Origin of the sequence: Amycolatopsis sp. NPDC051128 (assembly GCF_040682715.1) — a bacterium.
Lineage (GTDB): Bacteria > Actinomycetota > Actinomycetes > Mycobacteriales > Pseudonocardiaceae > Amycolatopsis.
On the sequence record NZ_JBFBBN010000025.1, the window covers coordinates 56017 to 76143 of the forward strand.

General features: G+C 71.2%; 10 protein-coding genes. 6 read left to right on the forward strand and 4 right to left on the reverse strand.

The window, feature by feature from the left end; genetic code table 11:
* Positions 1-2: 2 nt before the first annotated feature.
* On the reverse strand, positions 3-1388 hold the full coding sequence (locus AB0M82_RS24440) for a protein kinase (protein ID WP_364725931.1): 1386 nt from the start codon (positions 1386-1388) through the stop codon (positions 3-5).
* A 219-nt stretch (positions 1389-1607) separates the two neighbouring features.
* Complete coding sequence (locus AB0M82_RS24445; protein WP_364725934.1) at positions 1608-3386, reverse strand: DUF1996 domain-containing protein; 1779 nt, start codon at positions 3384-3386, stop codon at positions 1608-1610.
* A 797-nt stretch (positions 3387-4183) separates the two neighbouring features.
* On the opposite strand from AB0M82_RS24445, the gene AB0M82_RS24450 reads away from it, so the two are divergent.
* The 6 genes from AB0M82_RS24450 to AB0M82_RS24475 all read left to right on the forward strand — a co-directional run bounded on the left by AB0M82_RS24450 (position 4184) and on the right by AB0M82_RS24475 (position 18805).
* Entirely contained in the window at positions 4184-4597 is a 414-nt protein-coding gene (locus tag AB0M82_RS24450; RefSeq protein ID WP_364725937.1) for an STAS domain-containing protein, read from the forward strand.
* Between the two features lie 20 nt (positions 4598-4617).
* Complete coding sequence (locus tag AB0M82_RS24455; RefSeq protein ID WP_364725940.1) at positions 4618-4917, forward strand: J domain-containing protein; 300 nt, start codon at positions 4618-4620, stop codon at positions 4915-4917.
* A 306-nt stretch (positions 4918-5223) separates the two neighbouring features.
* A complete protein-coding gene (locus AB0M82_RS24460) occupies positions 5224-5601 on the forward strand; it encodes an STAS domain-containing protein (protein WP_364726116.1) in 378 nt (125 codons plus the stop codon).
* Positions 5602-5701: 100 nt separating this feature from the next.
* Positions 5702-6397, forward strand: coding sequence for a helix-turn-helix domain-containing protein (locus AB0M82_RS24465; RefSeq protein WP_364725943.1), 696 nt, complete (start codon positions 5702-5704; stop codon positions 6395-6397).
* A gap of 192 nt (positions 6398-6589) precedes the next feature.
* On the forward strand, positions 6590-17533 hold the full coding sequence (locus tag AB0M82_RS24470; protein WP_364725946.1) for a calcium-binding protein: 10944 nt from the start codon (positions 6590-6592) through the stop codon (positions 17531-17533).
* A 96-nt stretch (positions 17534-17629) separates the two neighbouring features.
* Complete coding sequence (locus tag AB0M82_RS24475; protein WP_364725948.1) at positions 17630-18805, forward strand: N(5)-(carboxyethyl)ornithine synthase; 1176 nt, start codon at positions 17630-17632, stop codon at positions 18803-18805.
* Positions 18806-19145: 340 nt separating this feature from the next.
* On the opposite strand, the gene AB0M82_RS24480 is transcribed toward AB0M82_RS24475, so the two are convergent.
* Positions 19146-19520, reverse strand: a complete 375-nt coding sequence (locus AB0M82_RS24480; RefSeq protein ID WP_364725950.1) for a hypothetical protein — start codon at positions 19518-19520, stop codon at positions 19146-19148.
* Positions 19517-20059: a MarR family transcriptional regulator gene (locus AB0M82_RS24485; protein ID WP_364725953.1), complete on the reverse strand. Its 543-nt coding sequence runs from the start codon at positions 20057-20059 to the stop codon at positions 19517-19519. Before AB0M82_RS24485 ends, AB0M82_RS24480 begins: the two co-directional genes overlap by 4 nt.
* Positions 20060-20127 lie beyond the last annotated feature (68 nt).

The window sequence follows — 20127 nt, forward strand, 5'->3', positions numbered from 1 at the left end:
GATCAGTTCGACCGGCAGCCGAGCACCGGAATACCGGGTTCGCCCGTGCCGTCCTGGTTCAGCCCGAACGAGACCGACGCGTCCGGTTCGAGCACGGCGTTCCAGCCCGCGTCGGTGACGGTCACCGTCGATCCGGCCCGGGTGAGCGTGCCGTTCCAGAGGTCCCGGATGCCGGTCCCGCCGGGCAGTTCCCACGTCACCGTCCAGCCGGTGAGCCGCGCCGGCCCCTCGTTGTGGACGGTCACCCGCGCCTGGGCGCCCCCGGGCCAGGAGTTCGTCAGCTCGTACCGCGCGGCGCACCCGGCGCGGTACGGGAGGACGGGCGCGCCGGGTGCGCGCGCCGGTGGTGGCACGGGTGCTGGCGCCGTGGTGGTGTCGCGGACGGTGTGACTGGTGGTCACCGTCGTCCGGGGATACTCGCTGGGGGCCGCGGTGGTCTCGGCCCGGTCCCTGAGAACGAGGCCGGCCGCCACGCCCGCGGAGGTCAAGCACACCACGGCGGCGCTCACGGCGACGCGGCGTGGCCTTCCCGGCCGCCGGGGGACCACCGCGGCGGCCGTCCCGGCCGCGGGGTGCTCCACCGCGGCCAGCAGGTCCACCGCCTCCGGCATCGACGGCCGCGCGGCGGGATCGCGCTCGAGCATCCGCACCAGCACGTCGGCGAGCGGGCCGCCGTGGGACGGCGGGGTGAGCTGGTTCTCGGTGATCCGCCGCAGCAGCGTGATCGGGTCGCCGCTGGTGCCGAACGGCGGCGCGCCCTCGAGTGCGGTGTAGAGCGTGGCGCCGAGCGAGTACACGTCGGACGGGAGGCCGCCCTCGCCGCCCTGGGCGATCTCCGGGGCCAGGTAGGGGAGGGTGCCGACGAGGACGTCCTCACCGGGAGCGGGCTGCTCGCCGAGCGCGCGCGACACCCCGAAGTCCGTGATCCTCGCGGTGCCGTCGTCGGTGACCAGCACGTTGTCCGGCGTGACGTCGTGGTGGAGGATCCAGTCCGCGTGCGCGGTGGCCAGCGCCTCGCCGACCTGCCGCCCGAGCCGGGCGACGTCGCGCACCGGCAGCGGTCCCCGTTCGACGAGGAGATCGCTCAGCGACCGCGCGGGCACGTACTCCATGACCAGGTACATCGATCCGGCGTCTTCGAACACGTCGTGCACCGTGATGGCGTGCGGGTGTCTCAGCCGGGAAGCCAGCCGTGCCTCGCGGACGGCCCGTTCGCCGGTGTCGCCGGCCGTGGCCGGGCCGGCGGTGGTCTCCCGCGGGAACTGCTTGACCGCCACCAGGCGGTCCAGCCGCTCGTCCCTGGCCTGCCACACCAGGCTCGTCGCGCCGCGGCCGATGTGGCCCAGGAGCCGGTACCGCCCGTTCACGAGCTGTTCCTCGAAAGCCACCAGTACCCCTGCGCTCGCCGATGTCCAGTTTCTAGCAGACGACCGGGGGGCCGCGGCGACTGCTTGCACGCAACCGTTACCGGAATCGACGAGTTCGACATCCGCGGCGGTGGTCCCGCTGATTCGGGCGCCGAACAGCGACTTCGACGAATTCGCCGCACGCCGAAGAGCCGGCCCGCGGTTGCCCACGGGCCGGCTCTCCGGCGTTCGGTCAGCTGGTCAGGCGTTGCACGTCTTGTTGCGGTTGATGCAGTTGACGAGCTGGTTCATGATGCTCTGCGACATGACGTTGGCGAAGTCGTCGTGGTCGGACAGCGGGTTGTGTTTCTCCGTGGGGAACGAGTCCACTTTGTACTGCTTCTTGACCTGGATGTCGTGCGGGATGTCGTAGACGAGGCTGATCCGCAGCTGCGGCACCGCCTTGAAGCCCGCGCCGCACCGGCCGTTCTTGTCCGGGAAGACGATGTGCGTGCGGTGGTTGGCGCTGTCGGTGTTCTTGCCGTCCCAGCAACTCGGGAAGGTGTGGATCCGTTCGACCTTGCTGCCTTCGGGGCAGATCGGGTACTTGTCGGTCAGCCGGTTTTCGAACCCGGTGCAGGTCCACGCCGCCCGGGTGTTCTTCGTCCCGTTGATCGACGGCTTGGCGTCGCCGGTGAGGACGCGGAGGAACTTCGGCATCGCGGTGACCGGGCCCGCCGGGCTGCCGTGGAACGTGATGCCGACCTTCGCCGGGCGCTGGATCTCGCCGTCGTTCTCGGGCAGTTCGTTGTTCGCGTCCGGTCCGGGCAGCGGCTGCGCGGCCCCGCCGTTGTTCTGCCCGTTACCGCCGTTGCCGGCCTGCGCGCCGAGCGTGCAGGGGGCGAGGGCGTCGAGGCCCTGCGGTTTGGCGGCGGTGCGGCCGATGGCGATGGCCATGCGGTCGATGGTGGCGACGCGCTTGTCCTTGAGCGGGCCGAGGATGGCGTTCTGGACGAAGTTGGGGCCGCCCTGGCCCTGGGTGTCGACCAGCCGCTTGTTCGCTTCCTGGAGCTGCGTGTTCAGCAGCTGGAGGTTGCGGTCCACCTCGGCCTTCGCCGAGGCCGGGACGGCGGGGAGCTTGCCGGCGACGTCCGGGCAGGTGATCTGCTGGGCCGCCGCGCCGCCGGGGGCGCCACCGCCGTTGCTCGCGGGGTTCCCGCCGGTGCCGGCCTGCTCCTTGAGCGCGCAGGGGGCGAGGGCGCCGAGACCCTGTGGCTTGGCGGCGGTGCGGCCGATGGCGATGGCCATGCGGTCGATGGTGGCGACGCGCTTGTCCTTGAGCGGGCCGAGGATGGCGTTCTGGACGAAGTTGGGGCCGCCCTGGCCCTGGGTGCTGATCAGCCGCTTGTTCGCTTCGTCGATCTGGGTGTCGAGCAGTTCGAGGTTGCGGTTGACCTCGGCCATGGCCGAGTCGGGGACGTCGGGCAGCTTGCTGGCGACGTCCGGGCAGGCGATCACCGGGGTCGCGCCGGCCTGGGCCGCCTCGTCGCGGTCGCCGTCGGGGGACTTCGCCGGCGGGTTCTTCTCTTCCTCGCCGGTGTCGATGCGCACCACCGGCCAGAAGTAGGCGGACTTGTCGCCGTTCTTGCACGTGGTGCCCGCGGCGTCGAGGCTCTTGTTGTTCGAGTCCGCGTTGGACGAGAGGTTGCCGACGTAGTCGTGCAGGTGCTGGGCGCCGTTGCGGATGCCGGGCTGGGCGACGAAGTTGTCCGGGTTGAAGTGGCCGTTCTCGTTGCGGCCGCAGTCCACGGTGAAGGTGCCGGTGGACGCGCCGCGGGAGTTCGCGGGTTCCGCGTTGTTCGGGGCAACCTTGAGGATGTCGATGTAGAGCGCCGGATCGGCTTCGTCGGCGCTGGCACTGCCGGGATCGCCGAACGTGGTCGAGATGGCGATTCCGCCGGCGGCCACGGCGAGCGCGAGGACGCCGGTCGCGATCTTGGTTCGGCGGGAAATGCGGTGTCTTCCCGTGTTTCCGGGCATGAGGGAACTCCGAAGGGTTGAGGCAGCGCGAACGGACAGGATCGACCGCCGCGGTTGCGCGTACTGCCGGGTGGGGACGAAGAAAGGAAGCCGCTGTCCTGGCGTCAGCGGGAACGGCGGCGAAGCCGGTCGCGAAAGGGGGTCGGTCTCGGACCTGTGCTCGCCGCGGGGAAGCCCGGACCGTCGAGGCCGGCGCGGATCGGTCGGAGTGATCCGCGGCTCGCCGTGGGCCGGGTGGCCAGGTTTGCGATAGTCCTCCTTCTGCGACCCGTGGGTTGTTAGCGGTAACAATGCCCGATCTTCGGGCCGGTGGTCAATTCTTCCGGGGGATCAAAGTGGTGCGGGCACGGCGGTAATCGTGACTCGCGCGAGCCCCGTTGTCCAGAGTGGACAGGGCCGAAGAAATAGTTCGGAAATGTGGTGAACCGAAGTGAACCGCGGTACGTGTACCCCGGTGAAGCGCGTGATCTGCGCGCCACTGACCGGTCTTCGCGCCACCTGCGGCGGGAGGCCGGCGAGACGCGCGCGGGGCCGGCGGCGGGGCCCCGGTTCCCCGAATGTCATGAACGACTCGTTCACCGCGTCCGACGACGCGAAGAGTCGTTCATGACGTCCGGGCATCCGGATGGCGGCCGCTGGAGCGGTGGCCACCGGCCACCGCGGAGGGCGTACCGTGTGGGCATCGCGGTTCAACCGGCAGCCGTCCACTCGTTCCCCCTGCGTCCGTCCGCAGGCGGTCCGGGGAGCGGGCCCCGGTGCCTCGGCTTCCCGGCCGTACCTCGCCAAGAGGAGGCCGTGTGCTCGACCAGATCACCGCCGCGCACTTCCGCGTCGACCTTCCGTCCGCGATGACCATGGTGGTGACCGCCACGGCGGAAGCCACCGTGGTGGCCGTCCGCGGAGAGATCGACCTGGCGGTGCTCGGTCGGCTCAGGAGCCGGCTGGAGGAAGAAATCGGCCTCGCGCCGCGGGCACTGGTCCTCGACCTCACGGGAGTGACCTTCTGCGGAGCGGGCGGGATCACGGAACTGCTGGCCGCGGCGTCGGAAGCGCGCGCCCGCGGGGTGCCGTTCGCGATCGCCGCGGCGCACCGCGCGGTGCTGCGCCCGGTCTCGGCCCTGCGGCTGGAGCAGGTGCTGCCCCTCCACCGCGGCGTCGCCGCCGCGCTGGACCGGCTGGCCGTGCTGCCCCGGTTGCGGGCCCCTCGCTGAGGCCCGAGGAGGTGAAGACCGTGTCCGAGCCCGACCCGTACGCCCTGCTGGGCGTCGCCACGACCGCGACGGCCCGCGAGATCGCCGCCGCCTTCCGGCGCCGGGTCCGGCAGCTGCACCCCGACGCCCCGGACGGCGACGGCGACCGGTTCGCCGCGGTGGTGGCGGCCTACGACCTGCTGCGTGACCCGCGCCGGCGCGCCGAGTTCGACCGGCGGCGTGGCCGGGGCATCCCGGTGCCGGTGCGCCGTCACCCCGGCCGGGCCACCCCGGCCGAGCCGGACCTGCGCGCCGGACCGGTGCGCCACCACCGGCGCTGACCCCGGCGGCGTAACCCTCCACAGTGGACCGCCGAACCCTGGCCCGAAGCCGGCTGGTGTCCTCCGACGACCGCCATCCGGGTGTGGAACCGGCCCTCCGGAGTCAGCCGCTCCGGGGACTTCCCCGTCGTCCGAGGGTGAAATACGGCAGGCAAACGTGGTAACGGCTTGTGATCAGTCGATGACGGCTACTAGCCTGGCGAAGAGAGGGGTGGTTGAGCAGAAGCCGCAGGTCCCTGTCTTGCTGGTCATACGGGGAGTGGTTTTGGCGTGGCGTCGTTCGGTTTCCCGCCGGGACGGTTGCGGGTGTCGAGTTCGCATGGTGAGCCTTTGGTGCTGGCCCTGTCCGGTGAGCTGGACGTCGGGACGGTGCTCATCGTGGTGCGGGCCGTGGCCGCCGCGCTGGCCGCGCGTCCGGCACCGCAGGTGATCGTGCTGGACCTGGCGGATCTGCGTTTCCTCGGCGCGGCGGGCGTCCGCGTGCTGTGCGCGGCGGCCGATCACGCCGCCGCCGAGAGCACCACGCTCAGGGTCGTCACCGGCGGCAACTCGGAGGTGGAGCGGGCGCTGCGGCTGAGCGGGATGGACCGCGTGCTCGACGTCTACCCCGATCGCGTCGCGGCGGTGCGCGCCGGCGACCGCCACGACTTCCTCCGGCTGGCCACCCGGATGTGGGAATCCTGACGCCTGATGGGGTGCTGATCACCCTCGCGTCGTAACGACGTGACAAAGTCGTGCGACGTGCTCCCCGGCGGGGCCATTCGGCCCAGTACGGGAGGCACGGATGCTCACGGAAGGCCCTGACCTGCGCCTGGCCGAGGTGGACGCCGAGCGGGCGCCTGGTCGCAGTGTGCTGGCCGGCGCGTTCGCGCTGCTGGAGGTGCTGGCCGCCGCCGAAGCCGAACTGGGGCTCACCGAAGTCGCCCGCCGGGCGGGGCTGCCCAAGTCCACCGCGCACCGGCTGCTCGAGCAGCTGTGCGGGATGGGCGCGGCCGAGCACCGGATCCGTGGCTACGGTGTCGGGCCGATGTTCGGCCGGCTGTGCGAAGGGCGCGGCCGGGTGCACGCCTGGATCCGCGCCGCCGTCGGCAGGCCCGCGATCCGGCTGGCCAAGCTGTCGAGGACCGACGTCGTGGTCTGCGTGCTTTCCGGTTCCGAGGTCCTCGTGGTCGCGACGTTCGCCGGGCACTCGGCCCGGCTCCCGGTGGTCCGGCCGGGCACGGTCCTGCCGTCGCCGACCCCACCGGCCCAGGTGCTGCTCGGCGGTGACGCCGGATCGCCGCCCCGGGACGTGCTGGCCGGGGTGGTGGCCGGGCGATCCTGTGCGGCGGCCCCGATCCACGCCCCGGACGGGCGCGTCGTCGCCGCGCTGGGGGTGCTGAGCGCGTCGGTGGGCGAGCTGGCGCGGTTGCGGCATCTGGTGCTGACCGCCGCGGCGGAGGCGGGTCGGGAGCTGATCGGATTTCCGCGGAGTCTCTGAGCGGTCCCGGGCCCGGGTTGTCGTGAATGGACTCTTTCGGTGGTGCTGGTGCGAATCCGGCCGCGCGTGCCGACCGTCCCCGTGAGCCGGGTCCGCTGAGCGGACCCGGATCTTCCCGGAGATCCATCCCCTTTGTCAGGCTCGCCCGGTCGGCGCCGGTCTTCCGTGCGCCCACGACGGTGGAGGGTGATCATGGGCTCCAAAAGGTGGCTCGTACTGACCACGACGTTCGCGCTGTCGCTCGGCGGCGCCGTGGTGACGGCCGTTCCGGCGCACGCGGCGAGTCCCGGCGTCACCACGCTGGTGAACGCGCTCGCCGCCCCGGCGAACAGCTTCGCGACCTGGTCGAAGGGCCTCGGGACCCTCGGCGGGCTCGCCAAGGCGCTGCCCGCCGTCCAGACCAGCCCGGGTGCCGCGCTCGGGTTCGACACCCTGGCCCAGGAGGCCTTCCACGCCGGCGCCGACAAGCTGGCCGACGCGGTCGACGACGCCGACCTCGACATCGACCAGCCGATCACCCTCACCGCCGACCGCGCCGGGACGCTGAAGACGACGCTGAACACCGTCGGCGAGGACAAGAAGCTCGACCTCACCCTCACGGTCTCCCGCGTGCTGCAGAACCAGGCGCTGACCATCCCGCTCCCGATCGGCGACGGCACCAACGCCCCGCAGTCGGCGTTCTCGTCCACCGGCGGCGCGCGGCTCACCGTCGGCACCACGCTGAAGCTGACCTTGATCTGGGACAAGGCGCACGACAAGGCCTACTTCGTCAACGACGGCACCACGCCGTCGCTCACCGTCGACGCCGAAGCGAACTTCCCCGACGCGGCCGCCGTCAATGCGGTCAGCGCCGCCGTCGGCATCCTCGGGGTGAAGCTCGTCGACACCGATTCCTCGCTGGACCTCAAGGCGCACTTCGCCGCCACCGTCAACGATCCGGACAACGACGGACGGCTGGCCTTCACCAATTTCGACGGCACCGCCGGGGAACTCGCCCAGAACGGCTCGCTCGCCGGGCTGGTCAGCTTCGGCTTCGCGAGCCCGGCCGGGTCCCTGAACGCCTCCCTGCACCTGGCCGCGGCACCGGCGAGCTCGTTCTCCCTCGACCTTCCCGCGGTGGACGCCAAGATCGGCGTCAGCTGGCCCGACCTCGCCACCGGCGCCCCGCAGATCACGCCGACCGGCCTGGCCACCGTCGGCCCGTTCCTCAACATGACCCCGCGCGACCTGGCCACCGGCCTGGCGCAACTGGCCACGACGCTGACCTCGATCCAGCGGGCGAAGTGGGGCGACGCGGCGAACCCGGCCGGCAACCTCGACCTGCCGTTCCTCAAGGGCACCCTGGCCGACGCGATCCAGCTCAACGAGTCGATCAAGAAGTTCCTGCAGGACAACACCAAGACCGCGGCGGACCCGGCGCAGGCCGGCGAACCGCTGTTCGTGTCGCTGCAGCAGCTGCTGGACAAGCTCAACACCGCGGCCAACCTGCCCGGCGGCGGCAAGATCGGCGTCTCCGACGTCCACTTCCCGCCGGGCTCGGCGAAGCTCGACTTCAAGCTCACGTTGTCCCGCGAGGCACCGGCGACGGCCGTGGACCTCAACGCGGCCGCGGCCGCCGCGTCCGGCCCGGCGGGCAGCCCGGCGAAGACGACCTACACGCAGACCACCCTGAAGGACGAAAACCAGAGCTGGAAGCCGGGGGAGTTCGCGGGACGGCACGTCGTCGCCGGCGCGGCCGGGGCGACGGTCGAGAACAACGACGAGCACACGCTCTTCCTGCAGGCACCCGGCTGGACGCCGGTCGTCCCGGTCACCGGCGCCCCGTACACGATTTCCGGGATGCAGGGCGACGTCGGCGTCGTCCAGCTCGGCAACGACCTGAAGACCGGCGGCCGCGGTGTCGCCGAGGCGAACGCGGTCAACGCCACCGCGAAGGTCAAGCCCAGCTACGACGCGGCGGTCACGCTCGTGCTCGACCTGCGGAACCCGGTCGTGCACACCCCGCCGATCGAGCAGAAGAACCCGGACGGCAGCACCACGCTGGTCGCCGCCACCCCGACCGGCCCGGACCGGGTGCTGCTGCGCACGTCCGGCAGCCCCGCGCTCGTCACCGCCGACTTCCCGATGGACGCCGGCGTCGACATCTTCGCCAACGCCGGATTCCTGCAAGTGGAGCTGAAGGGCGCGGCGCACGTCTGCCAGACGGAAGCGGGCGCCGACTGTGCCGGGACACCTGCCGCCGGCGACCACATGCTGCAGGTGAACCTCAAGGACCAGGGCGACCTGACCTTCGGCGCGGTCGTGGACAAGCTGCTGCACGATCCGGGGTCGCTGCTCGACTTCCAGGTGCACGTCCGCGGCGCGGGCGGTGTCGACGCGAGCGCGCCCGGCACGAGCGACTTCCTGCACGGCGCCTCCGCGCACGCCGGGTTCACCTGGGCCGACCTCACGAAGCTCGCCGGGCCCGACGGCCCGCAGTTCAGCGCGGGCGATCTTTCCGAGCTGGCGAACTTCGACTTCGACCCGGCCAACCCGAAGGCGCTGTTCTCGATCATCCTCAAGACGCTGCAGACGCTCAACGCGTCGATCAGCGACGCCTCGCCGTCGGGCGCCGCGGTGTTCGGCACCAAGATCCCGCTCGTCGGCCGCTCGCTGCGGGACCTGCTGCGCGCCGACGAAGCCGGCTCCGGCCCGACCGTGAGCTACGGGTCCAACTTCGTGAAGGACACCGCGCGCACTGTCCAGAAGGGCAACACGTTCCCGGACACGCTCGTCGGGCGCACGGTCGTCGCCGGTACGCAGGTGGGCGTGGTCGGGTCGGTCACGTCCGACACCCTCTTCCTGGTGGGCCCCTGGGCCTCCCAGCCGTCGCCCGCGACGCCCTACGTGGTCCGGTCCGAGCTGGACGACGTGATCTCGCTGCTGGAGGCGGCGCCGTCGGACAACCTGCAGCGGCTGGTTCAGACGATCAACACGCGGTTCAAGGGCAGTGTGCCGGTGCAGTTCGAGTACGCCGAGCCCGCCGGGACGCCGTCGCTGATCGTCCGGCTGGACTGGAAGCGCGCGTACCACACCAGCACGCCGGTGCAGTTCGATTTCAGCCTGCCCGCGGGCAGCCAGCGGGTCGCCGGCGTGCAGGGTGACGGCTCGGTGTCGCTCGGCGTGGGCGGCGAGGTCAAGATGGGCCTGGTCGTCCCGCTGCAGCCCGGTTCCGGGCCGGCCGACGCGAACGCCCTGCGGGTGCTCGACGACTCGAAGATCGGCGTGAAGCTCGACGCGACCGTGGAAAACGCCACCATCGCCACGACACTGGGCCCGCTGAGCGTTTCGCTCGGCGACCCGAAGTCGGCGGACAAGGCGACCGCGAAGGCGTCCTACTCGATCGATCTCGCCAAGAGCGGGGGCACCGGCGCGCCGGTCACCTTCACCGACTTCCTGGGCGCGGTCGGGCCGGAGATCAACGCCGGGAGCACCGCGGTGGACTGTAGTCTCGACGGCGGCACACCGCTGGCCCTGTGCGCCAAGTTGCCGTTGTACATCAGCGAAGACGGCGGCACGACCTACAGCAAGGTGATCACCGACGACGCCAAGCCGAACAACTTCGCCCTGCGCCTGCCGAAGTCGACCACGCCCGGCGACTACTTCGACCTCGGCGGCGCGGCCGTCGACGGCCACCCCCGGCTGGAGACGCCGGATCCGGACCTGCTGGGCCAGGAGCTCGCCAACCGGTTGATCGACTTCGGCCGTCTCGACGGCCTCGACAGCTACCTCAACCTGGTGGAGCAGGCCCTCAACACGGCCAGTTTCGGCGGCAAGCTGCCGCTGCTCGGCGACGACCTCCAGCAGGGCGCGGACTTCGTCGGCAAGCTGCGCACGGCGATCCACACCGCGCTCGACCAGCTGCCCGCGGACGGCCACTTCACCGACATGGCCGCGGTCCGCGGCTGGGTGAACGACCAGCTCGGGCAGAAACTCGCCGACGCGCACCTCAACCCGGACACGGTCACCGTGGACACCGTGTGCAAGACGCCGCTCGGCACGGTGAGCGCCCCTGCGGTCGCGCTGCACAGCGGAGCGACGGCCGGGAGCAAGACCTACCGGTACGTCGTCGCGTCCTACGTGACGATCAACGGCGTGAAGAAGCCGGCCAAGGCGAGCGATCCCGGCTCGATCGCGAACGGGCCGGACACACTGTCCACAACGGACTCAATGGACGTCTCGTGGACCAAGGTCGACAGCGCGACCGGGTACCAGGTGTTCCGTGAGGACGGCGGCACCTTCAAGCTGGTCAAGGACGTCGGCGACACCGGCAAGTTCACCGACGACGGCACCCTGCCCCTCGGCGCCGTGCCGGAAAACCCGGCCCAGAACCCGCAGCCGCACGACTGTGCGTACAGCGACCTGGACGCGGTCACGATCAGCGTGAACGTCAGCCAGGGCGACTTCAGCGGCGACCTGCTGAAGTGCACCGGCTTGCCGGCCGGTCACGAGTGCCTCGAGAAGACCGTGCCGCTGGACCTCGGCATCCCCGGGTTCTCGCTCAAGGCCGACGCCGGCGCGGGCCCCGGGGTGCAGCTCGGCTGGCGGCTGCACCTGGCCATGGGCATCAGCCGCAGTGAGGGGTTCTTCGTCAGCACCAAGGACTCCCCGCAACCCGAGTTCGCAGTCGGGCTGAACGTCACGCTGCCGGACAAGATCAACGCGCAGCTCGCGTTCATCAACATCACCGCGGAGAACTGCACCAAGCAGAAGAGCGCCGACGAGTGCAACGCCGCGGCCGCGCCGGCGAACGACGCGGGCGTCCTGCCGCTGTTCGGGGGTGCCTTCAAAATCGACCTGATCGCGCCGGACGACCCGACCGGTGGCCGCCTGCACCTGACCGACCTGCAGAACGCCGGGCTCGACCGGCTGGCCGACGTCAAGCTGCACGCGAGCGCGGACATCAACTGGCTGCTCAAGGCACGCCCGGGTGACGACGCCGGCTTCCCGGGCATCCAGGCCAACTTCCGGCTGCACTGGGCGTGGAACAACGCCAAGCCGGGCACCAACAGCGCCGGCGACGGCAACAACCCGTTGACGCTGGCCTTCGACAAGGTCGGGATCGACACCGGCGAGATCTTCGGCAAGATCCTCAAGCCGATCCTGGACAAGATCAAGCAGGTGACCGGCCCGCTCGACCCGGTGATCAAGACGCTTTACGCGCCGATCCCGGTGCTGTCGGACCTGTCCCACCTGGTCGGCGGCGACGACGTGACCCTGGTGTCCATCGGCAAGGCGTTCAGCACGATCGCCGGTGGCCCGGACCTGAAGTTCGTCGACACCATCGTGAACGTGGTCAACTTCATCAACCACTTCCCGACCTGCGCCACCACCTGCCTGATCCCGCTCGGCTCGTTCGAGCTCGGCGGGCAGCGGGCACTCGACACCACCGCGACACCGGACAACACCGAAAGCCTGATCAGCGCGAAGAAGGACGCCGGTGGCGGCACCGCCTTCGCCCCGATCCTCGGCACGATCAACGGCAAGAACTCGAGCGCCGACCCGGACGCGGCCAACCCGATGACCACCAAGGCGTCGGCGGCCGGGTTCAGCTTCCCGGTGTTCGAGAAGCCGGCCTCGCTGTTCAACCTGCTGCTCGGTGGCGACGTCGACCTGGTCAAGTTCGACTCCGGTCCGTTGCGCCTCGGCTTCGACTGGCGCCAGCAGTTCGGGCCGGTGTACGCGCCGCCGCCCGTCGTGATCACGCTGCACGGCTCGGCGTCGGTGACGCTGCACATCGTCGCGGGCTTCGACACCTACGGCATCCGCAAGGCGTTCGAGGCCGCGCGCGCCGGCACCCTGGATCTCGGCACCGTGGGCCAGGCGTTCCTGCAGAGCCTGTTCTTCTACACCACGGACAACGGCAAGCCGATCCCGGTGGTGACGTTCACCGGCGAGCTGGCCGCCGGTGCCGCGGTCACGGCGCTGATCATCACCGTCGGCATCGAAGGCGGTGTGGGCCTGACGGTTTCGTTCCTGTGGAACGATCCCAACCACGACGGCAAGTTCCGGATCACCGAGTTCCTGCAGACGGTGCTGAACAACCCGATCTGCCTGTTCACCGTGTCCGGGCGGCTCTACGTCTTCCTGAAGCTGTACGTCACGATCGGGTTCGGCCCGTTCTCGGTGTCGTTCAGCTTCACGATCGTCGACGTCACGCTGCTCGACTTCACGGCGACGCCGAACTGCACGCCACCACCCCCGAAGCTCGGCGGGCTGACCGGTGACGGGAAGACACTCGTGGTGTACGCGGCCGCACTCGGCCACACCGCCCAGCGCGGCGGCGGCGCGGGTGATCCGTACGAGTCGAGCAACGAGGAGAAGGACACCGTCAAGATCACGTCTCTGCACGACTACGCCGACCCGGCGAACCCGGCGTTCGCCGGGGTGGCCGTGGACATGATCGGCATCCGGCGTGAGTTCCGGAACGCGAACATCCAGCGGGTGATCGTGGACGGCCGCGGCTACGGCAAGCCGATGAGCGTGACGTTCATCGGGGACGCCAAGGCGGACACCGCGAAGACCGGCCCGCCACCGCCGAGCGCGCAGTTCGACCGCGACGCGATCGTGTTCGGCGGCGACAAGAACGACCAGATCAAGACGGGCATCGGCAGTTCGTGGGTCGACGGCGGCAAGGGTGACGACATCATCGTCACCGGTGACCGCACCGTGCTCGCCGCGGACAAGAACAGCTATGTCCAAAACGGAGCGAAGGCGCACGTCGCGGGCGGACCCGGCGTCGACAGCATCACCGTCGGCAACGCCGATGACGTCGTCGCGGGCGACTCGAGCCTCGGCGCGCCCCCGGTGACCTCGGTCGGCTTGAAGGAGCTGGCGAACGACGGGCGCGACGGCGGCGACCCGGTCGCGGCCGGCGTCGGCGGTCCAAGCGTCTCCGTGCCGGACTGGGCGAGCCTGCCCGAGCCGGGCGACGGAACCGGCACCGGCGACGCCGGCGACACGATCAAGGCCGGGCTCGGCAAGGCGACCGTGTTCGGCAACGGCGGCGACGACACGCTCGGGGTCGCGGCCGACGATCCGCTGAAGGACGTGCCGACGCATCCGCAGGCGTTGTTCGTTTCCCCGGGCGCGACGCTCGTCGGCGGCGACGGCAGCGACCGCTTCGCCGGCGGCACCGGGCCGGACAAGATCTACACCGCGGGCCAGATCGATCCCGGCGTCGACGGCTACGGCTCGGACGACGCCAACACCACGGGTGGTCCGGCGGGCGGGTCGGTCAACACGGTCGACACCGGCACCGGCGACGACACGGTGTACGGCGGCAAGGGACAGGACCGGGTCACCGGCCATTCCACCAAGTCGCAGCACGACGACTTCCGCGGCGGCGGCGGCAACGACATCCTGTTCGGCGGGTTCGGCCCGGACACGCTCTACGGCGGACCGGACGACGACTGGGTGATCGCCGAACCGTCCACCTTGGACTTCCCGAACCCGGGGAAGACCGATGGCTTCGGGCCGTTCTACGTCGTCACGCACACGCCGCTGCCGCCGGGCGTGAGCCCGTCGCACAAGACACTGGTCGGTGGCCTCGGCTTCGACCACGTCATCGGCGGTGACGGCGGCGCGGACGTCTACGGCGACAAGCAGACGACGCCGTGCGAGGCGGGTGCGCCGATTCCGTCGACGCCGGTCGACGAGTCGGTGAACGACCCGCTCGACGGCAACGACCGGATCATCGGCGGCGCCGGCGTGGAGAACGTCCGGGCCGGTGGCGGGGACGACGATGTCGACGCCGAAGCGGCGAACGACCTGGTGTGCGGCGAGAAGGGCAAGGACGCCCTGCACGGCGGCCGCGACGCTGACCAGGTCTGGGGCGGCTCGGACGACGACGCCGGCTACGGCGACTCCGGGGCGGACACCCTGTACGGCAACGACGGCGCCGACACGATGTTCGGCGGCGACGACCCCGACACCGTCGAGGGCGACAACGGGAAGGACTGGGTCTCCGGTGGCCTGGCGGGCGACACGATCGTCGGCGGGACCCGGGCGGCCGGGCAGGCCGACGACGCCGACCAGCTGTTCGGCGACACCGGCCCCGACACGATCATCGGCGACAACGGTGATCCGCTGGTGGCCGGCGGGCCGGTGTTCGACCTGGCGAGCAGCGCCGACCCGGCGCTGGGCGGCGACGACACGATCTCCGGTGGTTTCGAGAACGACGCGCTGTACGGCGGGCTGGAGAACGACACCGTCTTCGGCGGGAAGGATCCGGACCGCGTCGAGGGCAACCCCGGTGCCGACAAACTCAACGGCGAGGCGGACGCCGACGACATCATCGGCGGCAGCCACCAGACACCCGGCGACCCGGCGGTCAAGAACGCGGCCGGCTACCCGGACGCGGGCGACACCGTCTCCGGCGGCGGCGCCGACGACGTGATCACCGGCGACAACGCCACGATCACCGGCACCGGGGGCGGCGACAGCGGCGACCCGGTCACCCGGGGCCGCGGGCTGTCGGCCGGACGGCACGTGGTGCTGTTCGACCTCGGCTACACCCCGGCCGCGGCGAACTCCGGCGGGGACTCGATATCCGGCGGCGAGGCCACGGACGTCATCTACGCCCAAGGCGGCGCGGACACCGTGCACGGCGACGCCGGGGACGACTACGCCGAGGGCGACCAGGACGCGGACAAGCTGTTCGGCGAGTCCGGACAGGACGACCTGGCCGGCGGCTCCTCGTACGTCGAGTCGGGCACGGGCCAGGGCACCGCGGGTCAGCTCGACACCGGGGACACCATCTCCGGCGGTGACGACGCCGACCTGATCACCGGCGACAACGCCCTGCTCACCAGGGATGCGGGCAGTCCGAAGAGCCCGATCACGCAGGGCCGCGCCGACACCGACGCCCCCGCCGCGGCCCCGATGGTCCAGCGCGGCATCCAGCTGTACGACCTGGGCGACGGGCCGGTGCCGAACACCTCAGGCGGTGACGACATCACCGGCGACAACGGCTGCGACGCGATCCTCGGCCAGTCCGGCAACGACCGGATCAAGGGCAACGCCGACGGCGACTACGCCGAAGGCGGCCCGGGCCGGGACTGGCTCGAAGGCAACACCGGCGACGACGACCTCGCCGGCGGCAGCTCGACGATCTCCGGCGCCGACACCGCGCCGACCACGCAGGGCCAGCCGGACACCGCCGACGTGGTGTTCGGCGGCACCGGGGACGACGTGGTGCTCGGCGACAACGCGATCACCGACCGGATCGCGCCGCCGTCGCCGTACCTCCTCCGCGTGGGCAGCAACGGCACGTTCGACACCCAGCGTTCGCTGCGGCTGCTCGACCTGTCCTGGAGCAACGGGTTCCTCGGCGCCCCGGCGCGTCCGGTGGCGGGCGGGGACCAGCTGTCCGGCGGTGGCGGCGTCGACGTCCTGTTCGGCCAGGACGGCGACGACCAGATCTCCGGCGGAGCGCACGACGACTACGCCGAGGGCAACGGCGGGCACGACACGGTGTTCGGCGACCGCACCTTGGCCGAAGCCGGGATCGCGCTCACCCCGCCGGCCCCGGTGTGGCCGGGCACGGCGTCGGCCGACCTCGGCGACGTCTCCGCGCCGAACGGGCAGGACGACCTGACCGGCGGCAGCTCGCTGGCGGTCTTCCGCGACACGATCGACGACGTCCACGGCGACGGGGCCGCCGACTTCGTCCTCGGCGACAACGGCACCACGGTGCGGGACATCGTCGACCAGACCGGCAAGCCGGTGGCGCTCGGCGACGACCTGACGAAGGTCTCGCTGCCGCTGACGAACCGGATCTACGCCAAGCGCTACCCGGCGGCCCCGCCGGCCGGCGCGGCGGTCGTCCGCCACGGCGCGGGCGGCGCCCCGACCCGCTTCTGCACCACCACGCAGGCCACGTGCGAGGCGCCCGGGGCCTCGGGCGGCGACAACCTGTGGGGCGACGCGGGCGAGGACACGATGTACGGCCAGGACGGGAACGACCTGATGTACGGCGACACCGGCACCACGACGGCTCCGGGTGACGGCGCCGACGACATGTACGGCGAGCTGGGCGACGACCGGATGTGGGGCACCGCGGGCGACGACGCCATGGTCGGTGACCGCGGCGGCATCGTCGACGTGTTCCAGAACGGGGCGAACAAGTTCGTGATCGACAACAGCCAGATCCCCCAGATCCACTACGAGGGCTTCCTGGCCGGCTCGGTCGCGCGGCAGGTCGACCTCCAGCACGACGTCAACGGCGACGCGTTCGCGGCACCCGGGAACGCTCCGGCGATGCCGCACCGCGGAGACCTCGAAGGCGGCGCCGACCGGATCCGCGGCGGCGACGACCACGACTCGATCCACGGTGGCTTCGGCGACGACCTGGCCAACGGCGACTCGGGCGGGGACATCGTCTTCGGCGACGACGGCGCGGACCTGCTGTGGGGCGGCAAGGGCGGCACCGACCCGGCCAACCCGGACGACCGCGGCGTCAACGACTCGCTCGTCGACTACGTCAACGGCGGCAAGGGCGCGACGTCCGGGCCGTCGGTCGACCCGGACACCGGCGCGCTGGGTTCGGACATCATCGACTGGCGCCCGCGGGGCACGTACGGCACGCCGGGGCAGACGACCTGCACCGCGAACCCGTGGCCGCAGACGTTCGGCGACGGCAAGAACGCCACTACGGTGGACCCGTGCACGTGGTTCGAGCTGACGAACCTCGACAACGCCGACGTCGCGGACAACCAGCACCACCAGGGCATCGACTGGATCTACGGCGGCTGGGACCGGGACGTGCTGCAGGCCGACGTGGCCGACAACGGCCCGAACCTCGGCGACCGGCTGCTCGACTGGGCCGGCGCGTACAACCTGTACACGCACTGCAACGCGGCCTACGGCGGCTACAACGACGTCCGGCAGTTCAGCCCGATGCAGCAGGACTTCCTGCAGCGGTGGGCGTACTCGCTGGGCGCCGGCCAGGCGGCCGGGGACGTGACGACGGCGGGGACGTCGGCGTTCGACGAACTGGCCCTGGTGTACCAGGCGGATCTGCAGGCCCACGGCTCCGGGCAGGCGTACCCCGCCACGCCCGGCCACTTCGACAACCCGAACGCCTGCGCACCCTGAGGCTGAAGTCTCTTGCGCGCCACATTGGAGGCGATCGGACACCGACCCGGCGGGCCCTTCGTGTGCTAAGACTGGGGTCTAGCAAAGGGGCCCTCAGTGGACCAGCTCACCCTCGGCGTCATCGCGCGTTCACGGAAAGCGGACGAACGCCGGTTGCCGATCCACCCGCACCACATCGAACGGATCGACGCCGATCTGCGCGAGCGCATCTACCTCGAACACGGCTACGGCAAGGATTTCGGCGTCCCCGACGAGCGGCTCGCGGCCGCCGTCGCCGGGCTGCGCACGCGCGAGCAGCTCATCGCCGAATGCGACGGCATCCTGTTGGCCAAGCCGCTGCCGGCGGACGTCGCCGAGCTGCGGCCGGGTCAGCTGCTGTGGGGCTGGCCACACTGCGTCCAGGACCGTGAAATCACGCAACTGGCCATCGACAGCCGGTTGACGCTGATCGCCTTCGAGGCGATGAACCACTGGAACCGCGACGGCTCGTTCGGCCTGCACGTCTTCCACAAGAACAACGAGCTGGCCGGCTACAGCTCGGTGCTGCACGCCCTGCAGCTGATCGGCTCGACCGGGGACTACGGCCGCCGGTTGCGGGCGGTGGTGATCGGCTTCGGCGCGACCGCGCGGGGTTCGGTGACCGCGCTCAACGCGCACGGGGTGCACGACGTGCACGTCCTCACCGGCCGCGGGCTCAGCGCGGTCGGCTCGCCGATCCACTCCGCGACGATGGTCCACTTCGACCACGACGTGAACACCCCCGGCGATCCCCGGCGCAGCCACGCGCTGACCGAGCGGGGGCGGGTGCCGCTGGCGGGTTTCCTCGCCGAGCACGACATCGTCGTCAACTGCGTCCTGCAGGACACGGCGGCGCCCCTGACGTTCCTCCTCGAGGAGGACCTGGCGGCGTTCAAGCCGGGCAGCCTCATCGTCGACGTCTCCTGCGACGAAGGCATGGGCTTCAGCTGGGCGCGCCCCACGACGTTCGCCGACCCGTCCTTCGTGGTCGGTGACGGCGTCACGTACTACGCCGTGGACCACAGCCCGTCCTACCTGTGGAACTCGGCCACGTGGGAGATCAGCGAGGCCCTGCTCCCGCTGCTGCGGACGGTCCTCGGCGGACCGTCCGCCTGGGACGGTGACGACACCGTCCGGCGGGCCGTCGAGATCCGGGACGGCGTCATCCGGAATCCCGCCATCCTGGCCTTCCAGGACCGCGCGCCGGAGTACCCGCACGTCGTTCAGCAGGGCTTCTTGGCCGCGAATGACTGATGGGGAGACCCCACCGGCGCCGGCCCCGTGATGCCCCCGATGTGGCGTTGGGTGCGTTGGATGCACCGAATGCCACATTGGGTGCGTTGGACGCAACCAACGCCACATTGGGGGCATCTTCCCGCCGATCCGCGTCCAAGGTCTCCGACGAGTCGTTCGCGACGTTCAGCTCGGCGGCGGTGCCACGGCTTCGCCGTCCACAAGGGACTCGATGCCGGGCGGAGCGCGCTTCGCGTCCGCTGAGTTTGGCGCCCGCCACCCCGGGTACACCGATCGCGGCGGTGGCCCGGCCGCGTTCGAGCTCAGCTCGCGGTTTCCACAACCCGGGCAGGCGGACGGGTCACCGCTTCCCGCGCAGGGCCGCCATGACCGGGTGCCACAGGGTCGCGTCGAAGATCAAGGTGATGGACTCGATCTTCCCGTCCCGCACCCGGAAGTGCTCGGCGGTGCGCTGGACGCCGACCGGGGTCGCGGTGTGCACGTCGTAGACCAGCGTCGCCTCCGACTCGCCGTAGAGCTCGCTGATCATGTCGACGCCGGTGACCACCTGGACGAACCCGGCGAGCCCGTCGAGGTGGCCGCGGGCGTCGCCGGAGCTGATCAGGGGGCTGCGGAAGGCGAACGTGCCGGCCAGCCGCGCGGCCGCGGCCGTCACGTCGCCGTCGAATCTGGCCCGGTGGTAGGCCTGCACGGCTTCGCGGGTCTGTTCGGTCATCGGTCCTCCAGGTAGCGGGCGAGGTGGTGCTGGTTTTCCACGAGGCGCAGGCAAAGGTGGCGCAGCCGGGTCGTCTCGGCGGCGGTGAACCCGCGGAAGAGCGCGGCCATCGCCAGCTGCGAGGGCCGCCGGAACTCCTCGAGCCACGTCCGGCCGTCCGGGGTGATCCGGACCAGCACCGAACGCCGGTCCCGGGGGTCGGGCGCCCGGACCGCGAGCCCGGCTCGTTCCAGCGTGTCGACCAGGCCGGTGACGTTCCGGGAGCTCACCCCGGCGGAGGCGGCGAGGTCCTTGACGTTGGATCCGGCGTCGCCGGTGCCGAGCCGCATCAGGATGTCGAGGGCGCCGGGGCTGAGGCCGCGGCTGTCCGTGCCCCGGGCCCGCAGCTGTTCGAGGCTCCGCGCGGCCGCGCGGACCGCCGCGGCGGCCTCGAGCGCGCTGGTGTCTTCGCCGAGGGCGAACCCGGCCAGCGCGCTCCGGGCTTCGGGGGAGTAGAGCAGGTCGTCCGGGTCTCGTGCGAGGTTGGGTACGTCATTCATAGTGAAGCGCTACTTTAGTACGTGCTTCCCTAATTCTGTCAAGGATCCGTCCGGCCAAGCCGTTCACC

Coding starts and splice junctions, on each gene's coding strand:
- AB0M82_RS24445 (WP_364725934.1), bottom strand. CDS start 3,386: ATGCCCGGAAACACGGGAAGACACCGCATTTCCCGCCGAACCAAGATC.
- AB0M82_RS24465 (WP_364725943.1), top strand. CDS start 5,702: ATGCTCACGGAAGGCCCTGACCTGCGCCTGGCCGAGGTGGACGCCGAG.
- AB0M82_RS24470 (WP_364725946.1), top strand. CDS start 6,590: ATGGGCTCCAAAAGGTGGCTCGTACTGACCACGACGTTCGCGCTGTCG.
- AB0M82_RS24480 (WP_364725950.1), bottom strand. CDS start 19,520: ATGACCGAACAGACCCGCGAAGCCGTGCAGGCCTACCACCGGGCCAGA.
- AB0M82_RS24485 (WP_364725953.1), bottom strand. CDS start 20,059: ATGAATGACGTACCCAACCTCGCACGAGACCCGGACGACCTGCTCTAC.